Here is a 5,521-nt window from a genome sequence, read left to right as displayed (position 1 = left end):
GGAAACATTGTGTGTATGCACAGTTCTTGATGGGCAACTGCTTTTCGTCCAGAATCACATCACGGTAGATGTTGGTTACGGGGACTTCGGCGGTAGGAATCAAGTAGAGGTCGTCCACTTCGCAATGATACATTTGCCCTTCCTTGTCAGGCAGCTGTCCCGTGCCGTAGCCGGAAGCGGCGTTCACCACTGTGGGCGGCATTATTTCCGTATAGCCGGATTTGCGTGCTTCGTCCAGGAAGAAGTTGATGAGTGCGCGTTGCAGTTGTGCGCCTTTGCCTTTGTATACGGGGAAGCCGGCACCGGTAATCTTGACACCCAGGTCAAAGTCTATCAAGTCATATTTCTTGGCCAGTTCCCAGTGGGGCAGGGCGTCTTTGGGCAGCTCGGTTTCCATACCACCTATTTTCTCTACTACATTGTCGTCGGCACCTACGCCTTCAGGCACGCTGTCGTAGGGAACGTTGGGGATGGTATAAAGCAAAGTCTGCAAATCGTTGGCAGCCTGGTCCATATTGGCTTGCAAGTCCTTGTTGACTTCTTTCAGCTCGGCCACGCGGCTTTTGGCGGCTTCTGCTTCTTCTTTCTTGCCCTCCTTCATCAGTTGTCCGATGGATTTGGAGAGTGAGTTGGCTTCTGCCAGGTTTTTATCTAGGATGGTTTGATTGGCTTTTCTTTTGTCATTGAAGTCCAGCACTTGTGCAATGGTTTCTTTTGCATTCTTGAAGTGCTTCTTTTCCAGTCCGCGGAGAACCGCGTCGGTGTTTTCTGTAATTTGTTTGATGGTAAGCATATCTTATACTTGTTTTTATGTTATTCGGTTTTGTGAGTGCAAAGATATGGAAAAAACAAATAAAGTGTTGCTTTTGACATAAAAGAAAGGGATGCAACCTATTCGGATTGCATCCCTTTTCCTTATTTCTTGTTCGGAAACTTATGCTTCTGCATTTTCTGCAGGGATAACAGAAACTGAACGTCTGTCTTCCTTGCCCACTTTGAATTGTACAGTTCCGTCTACTAAAGCGAAAAGAGTGTGGTCTTTTCCCATACCGATGTTATTACCCGGGTGGAATTCAGTACCTCTTTGACGAACGATGATGTTACCTGCTTTGCAAGCTTCGCCACCAAATATCTTAACGCCTAATCTCTTGCTCTGTGATTCGCGGCCGTTCTTAGAACTACCGACACCTTTTTTATGTGCCATTTCTTCTTACTGTTTTAATTGATTAAGCTACTACTTCTGTAATTGTTAACTCTGTGAATTGTTGACGGTGACCGTTCAACTTACGATAACCTTTTCTTCTTTTCTTGTGGAAAACAAGAACTTTATCGCCTTTTACCATGTTTGATACGACCTGGCAAACAACCTTTGCACCCTCTACTGTGGGAGCACCTACGGTGATGTTGCCGTCTTTGTCTACCAAAAGAACCTTGTCAAACTCTACTGTTGCACCGTTTTCTGCATTCTGGATGTGGTGTACAAACAGCTTTTTGCCAGCTTCTGCTTTGAATTGCTGACCGTTGATTTCTACAATTGCGTACATTTCTTATATATAATGTATAAGTTAGCTCCGTCGGGTGGTCTCTAATCACTTAGAAAGCACTTGGTCGAACCCGGTGCGGAATAATCGGGCACAAAAGTACTCTTTTTATTCTAAATGGACAAATGTTCTTTTGCTTTTTTGTTCTTTTAATGCAGATTGTACTTTTAGATTATTGGAGAAAAACTGTTTCATCAAGGAGAAACAGTCCGTGTAGGGATGGTTTCTGTTACACAATGAATTTCAGAACATAGATACCGGCCAGCATCAGCGCCATTACAAGACACGCGAATATGACGAGTAGCACAAGACTGTAAGTCAGCATGAGGATAGTGCGCCAAAAGCTTCTCCACCAGGTGCAGCGGTACAATTGTTTGTAATCCCAACAGAATAGGACGAAAATAAGCCATAAAGGCAGCTCATACAAATCGTCTACCTTTGCGTACCCGTTGAAAGGCAGCACGATGATGCTCAGCAGGAGTATCTGGCAAGCTATGTAGGCTTGTATGAACACATGCTCCGTGGTATTGTAGTTTAACTTATATTTCCGGCGTCGGAAGGCAAGTTGGGTGGCAAGTGCAAACAAAGGCAGTGTGGCAATGATGCGGAATGCCTTGTTTCCGTGTCCCCAGCTCTTCATCAGATTCCATACTTTCATTAGGAAAGGAGAGTTCTGTAAGACTTTTTCCAGTCTGTCTCCCACTTCCGAGGTGTCGTTTACAAATTCATCGATGAGGTCGCCATCATCGCTGTTCTGTTCGGACACCTGTGTGGCAGAAGTGGAGTCGTTCTTCTCTTCCAGTTTGTTCAAGCTTTTCTCCAGGCTTTTTATAGTGATGGCGAGGGCTCGCTTTTCCTCTTTGCTATAGGTTTTCTCCATCTTTTTGGTAAGCTTCTCTTTAGCGGCAATGATTTCTTCTTTGTCTGTCTGCTCTGTCTTTTCCGTCTTTTCTTTTTTGCTTAGGGCTTCCGGGTCTACCAGTTGCACAGCCATGATATAAAGGGCTGCAAGAATGAAGAGTGTCTGGAACGGGCGAAAATACTCTACACGCTTACCACCGATGAAGTCTCTAATCATGTACCCCGGACGGTAGAGGAGTTCCAGAAGGGTACGTCCAAAGCCATTATCTATATTGAAGAAGCCTCCGGCAATGTTTTTAAGCGCGTTACTCAACCGATAGCGTGGAGTGTTACGGCTTTGTCCGCAACGGTTACAGTAGTTGCCGGTATAGGTGGTGCCACAATTCAGACAGGTGCAGGTTTCGTTGCCAGCGGGAGGAGTTTTTCTCCCTTGTATCAGCTTGATGTGAAATGCGCGTAAGCGTACTGCGCAGGGGTGCCACCATGAGTCGATGAAAGTTCTTGCTTTGTTGGGTAGTATCCTTCTTTTTTGGAGGATACCCCACAATGTCAGTATGAAAACAACCGGGAAGAAGTTGCTGTCGTCGGTCATGTCCAGCTCTTCAATAGCCAGCCAGAAGAGTGTCACTAGAAGGAGGATTTGCCAGACGCTTATCCTTTTCTGTTTCCGGGGAGAAGTGGCATGCGCATTTTCCGGCCGGATGGGATTTTCAATCTTGAATATGGAAGGATGCTCCTCCTGAACTGCCAGCAGTTCTTCCAAGGTGTTCATTATTTTCCGGTGTGGGTACTTCTCCAATTCTTTGGCAGTGGTTACTCCGTGGGTGACTCCAGCAAAGTCTACTCCGGCCGCTTGGGCTGTTTCCGCATCTACCGTGCTGTCGCCTATATAGAGGGTCTCGGCTTTGCTGACATGTAGCCGCTTAATGGCAAGGAGTAGCCCTTCGGGAGATGGCTTGGCGGCTTTCACGTCTTCACCACCCACGATGATGTCCATAAAATCTTCAGGAAAATGCTGGTTGAGGAGTTCCTTGATGCGGAATCGGTATTTGGTCGAGATGATTCCGATGCGGGCGCCGGAGTCCTTCAGTGCAGTCAGTACGGACTTGGTTTCCAGGAAAAGCACCGTGTTGACAGTCATATGCGTATCGGCCTCTTTTCGGTATTCTGCCTTGAATCCTGCCAGTTGTCCGGCATCTGTCACGCCGGTGAGGATGGAAAAAGAGTCTTCCAGAGTCTTGCCGATAGTACGTTTGATGTCGTCATCCGTCACCTCTGTATATCCGTGACGGGTCAGTACGTTGTGGAAACAAGTGACGATTCCGCGGGAAGAATCAGCAAGCGTATAATCAAAGTCGAAAAGATAGGTCGTGTAATTCATTGTGACTTTTTGTGACAAAGATAGTGTAAAGTATATTTTTACAAAATAAAAAAGAGGATTAATCGGAATTTTGTATTACTTTTGTTTGCATGAATTCTGTAGAAAAGTGACAAGATGTGTAAGTGTTTTATCCGGTTAGGTTGTTATACTATACACGTTAACCCTATAATGTTATGAATTTGATAAAATCTTGTTGTTTGTTTGTGGTCTTTTCATCCTTTCTGGCATGCACCTCGCAGGTGTCGGATGTGAAGAGTGTGTCTTATACAGAGTTTGTGAATCCCTTTATCGGTACAGATTTTACTGGAAACACCTATCCGGGTGCCCAGGCGCCGTTTGGCATGGTGCAGCTCAGTCCTGACAACGGACTGCCGGGCTGGGACCGTATTTCCGGATATTTTTATCCGGACAGTACCATTGCAGGCTTCAGCCATACCCATCTCTCCGGAACCGGCGCTGGTGACTTGTATGACATCTCTTTTATGCCGGTGACATTGCCTTATAAGGAGGCGGAAGCTCCGCTCGGCATTCACTCTTTGTTCTCTCATTCGGAAGAGTCGGCAAGCGCTGGATATTATCAGGTGCGTCTGAAAGATTATAATATAAATGTAGAGTTGACGGCCACCGAGCGTTGTGGCATTCAGCGGTATACTTTCCCAAAAGCCGATGCTGCCGTTTTCCTGAATTTGCGGAAAGCCATGAATTGGGATTTTACCAATGATTCTCACATAGAAGCCGTCGATTCGGTAACGGTGCAAGGTTACCGTTACTCTGACGGTTGGGCACGCGACCAGCGCCTCTACTTCCGTACACGTTTCTCCAAACCGTTTGCTGCGATGCAGCTCGATACAGCTGCCATAGAGAAAGAAGGCAAGCGGATAGGGACATCTGTCATTGCACGATTCGACTTTCAGACTAAGGAAGGAGAACAGATTCTTGTCAGTACTGCCATCTCCGGTGTAAGTATGGAAGGGGCGGCACGTAATCTGGCAGCAGAAGTACCTGATGATGATTTCGACAAATACCTGGCTGCTGTGCAGGATGATTGGAACGAACAATTGTCCCGGATAGAAATAAAATGCGATGACCGCGATGAGAAAGTCAAGTTCTATACAGCTTTATATCATTCGATGATTGCTCCTACCATTTACAGTGATGTGGACGGCGCCTATTACGGTCCCGACAAGCAAGTGCACCGGGTAGAGGGCTGGACAAATTACAGTACTTTCTCCTTGTGGGACACTTACCGTGCGGCTCATCCTCTCTATACTTTTATTGAGCCGGAACGGGTGAATGATATGGTGAAGTCCTTCCTCGCCTTCTTCGAACAGAACGGCCGCCTTCCCGTATGGAATTTTCAGGGGGGCGAGACAGATATGATGATAGGTTACCACTCTGTGCCGGTTATTGTAGATGCCTATCTGAAAGGTATTGGGGACTTCGATGCGAAAAAGGCCTTGGAGGCTTGTGTAGCTACTGCCAATATCGATTCCTATCGTGGCATTGGGTTATATAAGAAATATGGCTATGTTCCTTATAATGTGACGGATCAGTATAATTCGGAAAACTGGTCACTTTCTAAAACACTGGAATATGCATATGATGACTATTGTATAGCCCGTATGGCAGAGAAGCTGGGCGATAAGGAGGTTGCGGACGAGTTTTATAAGCGTTCCCGTAATTACCGGAATGTCTACAATCCGGTAAGTTCTTTCATGCAGCCCCGTGATGACAAGGG

4 protein-coding genes and 1 pseudogene are annotated in these 5,521 nt (G+C 46.2%); 1 reads left to right on the top strand and 4 read right to left on the bottom strand.

Features of this window, described 5'->3' with window-relative positions:
• The 4 genes and pseudogenes from ABUA47_RS22715 to ABUA47_RS22700 all read right to left on the bottom strand — a co-directional run.
• Positions 1-793, bottom strand: a pseudogene (locus tag ABUA47_RS22715) (serine--tRNA ligase); the annotation flags it as partial.
• A gap of 141 nt (positions 794-934) precedes the next feature.
• Positions 935-1,204, bottom strand: a complete 270-nt coding sequence (gene rpmA, locus ABUA47_RS22710) for a 50S ribosomal protein L27 (protein WP_005828893.1) — start codon at positions 1,202-1,204, stop codon at positions 935-937.
• A gap of 22 nt (positions 1,205-1,226) precedes the next feature.
• The gene (gene rplU / locus ABUA47_RS22705) at positions 1,227-1,544 is read right to left on the bottom strand and encodes a 50S ribosomal protein L21 (RefSeq protein WP_005828892.1); all 318 of its coding nucleotides are present in this window, start codon (positions 1,542-1,544) and stop codon (positions 1,227-1,229) included.
• 226 nt (positions 1,545-1,770) lie between these two features.
• On the bottom strand, positions 1,771-3,783 hold the full coding sequence (locus ABUA47_RS22700) for an HAD-IA family hydrolase (protein ID WP_349832100.1): 2,013 nt from the start codon (positions 3,781-3,783) through the stop codon (positions 1,771-1,773).
• A gap of 173 nt (positions 3,784-3,956) precedes the next feature.
• On the opposite strand from ABUA47_RS22700, the gene ABUA47_RS22695 reads away from it, so the two are divergent.
• A partial coding sequence (locus tag ABUA47_RS22695) for a GH92 family glycosyl hydrolase (protein WP_349832098.1) occupies positions 3,957-5,521 on the top strand: 1,565 nt, incomplete at its 3' end.

Origin of the sequence: Bacteroides sp. RTP31139st1_H2_RTP31139_211217, assembly GCF_040227615.1 — a bacterium.
Lineage (GTDB): Bacteria > Bacteroidota > Bacteroidia > Bacteroidales > Bacteroidaceae > Bacteroides > Bacteroides uniformis.
Note: the sequence above shows the minus strand (reverse complement) of the source record. Positions and strands in the feature narration are given on the sequence as shown.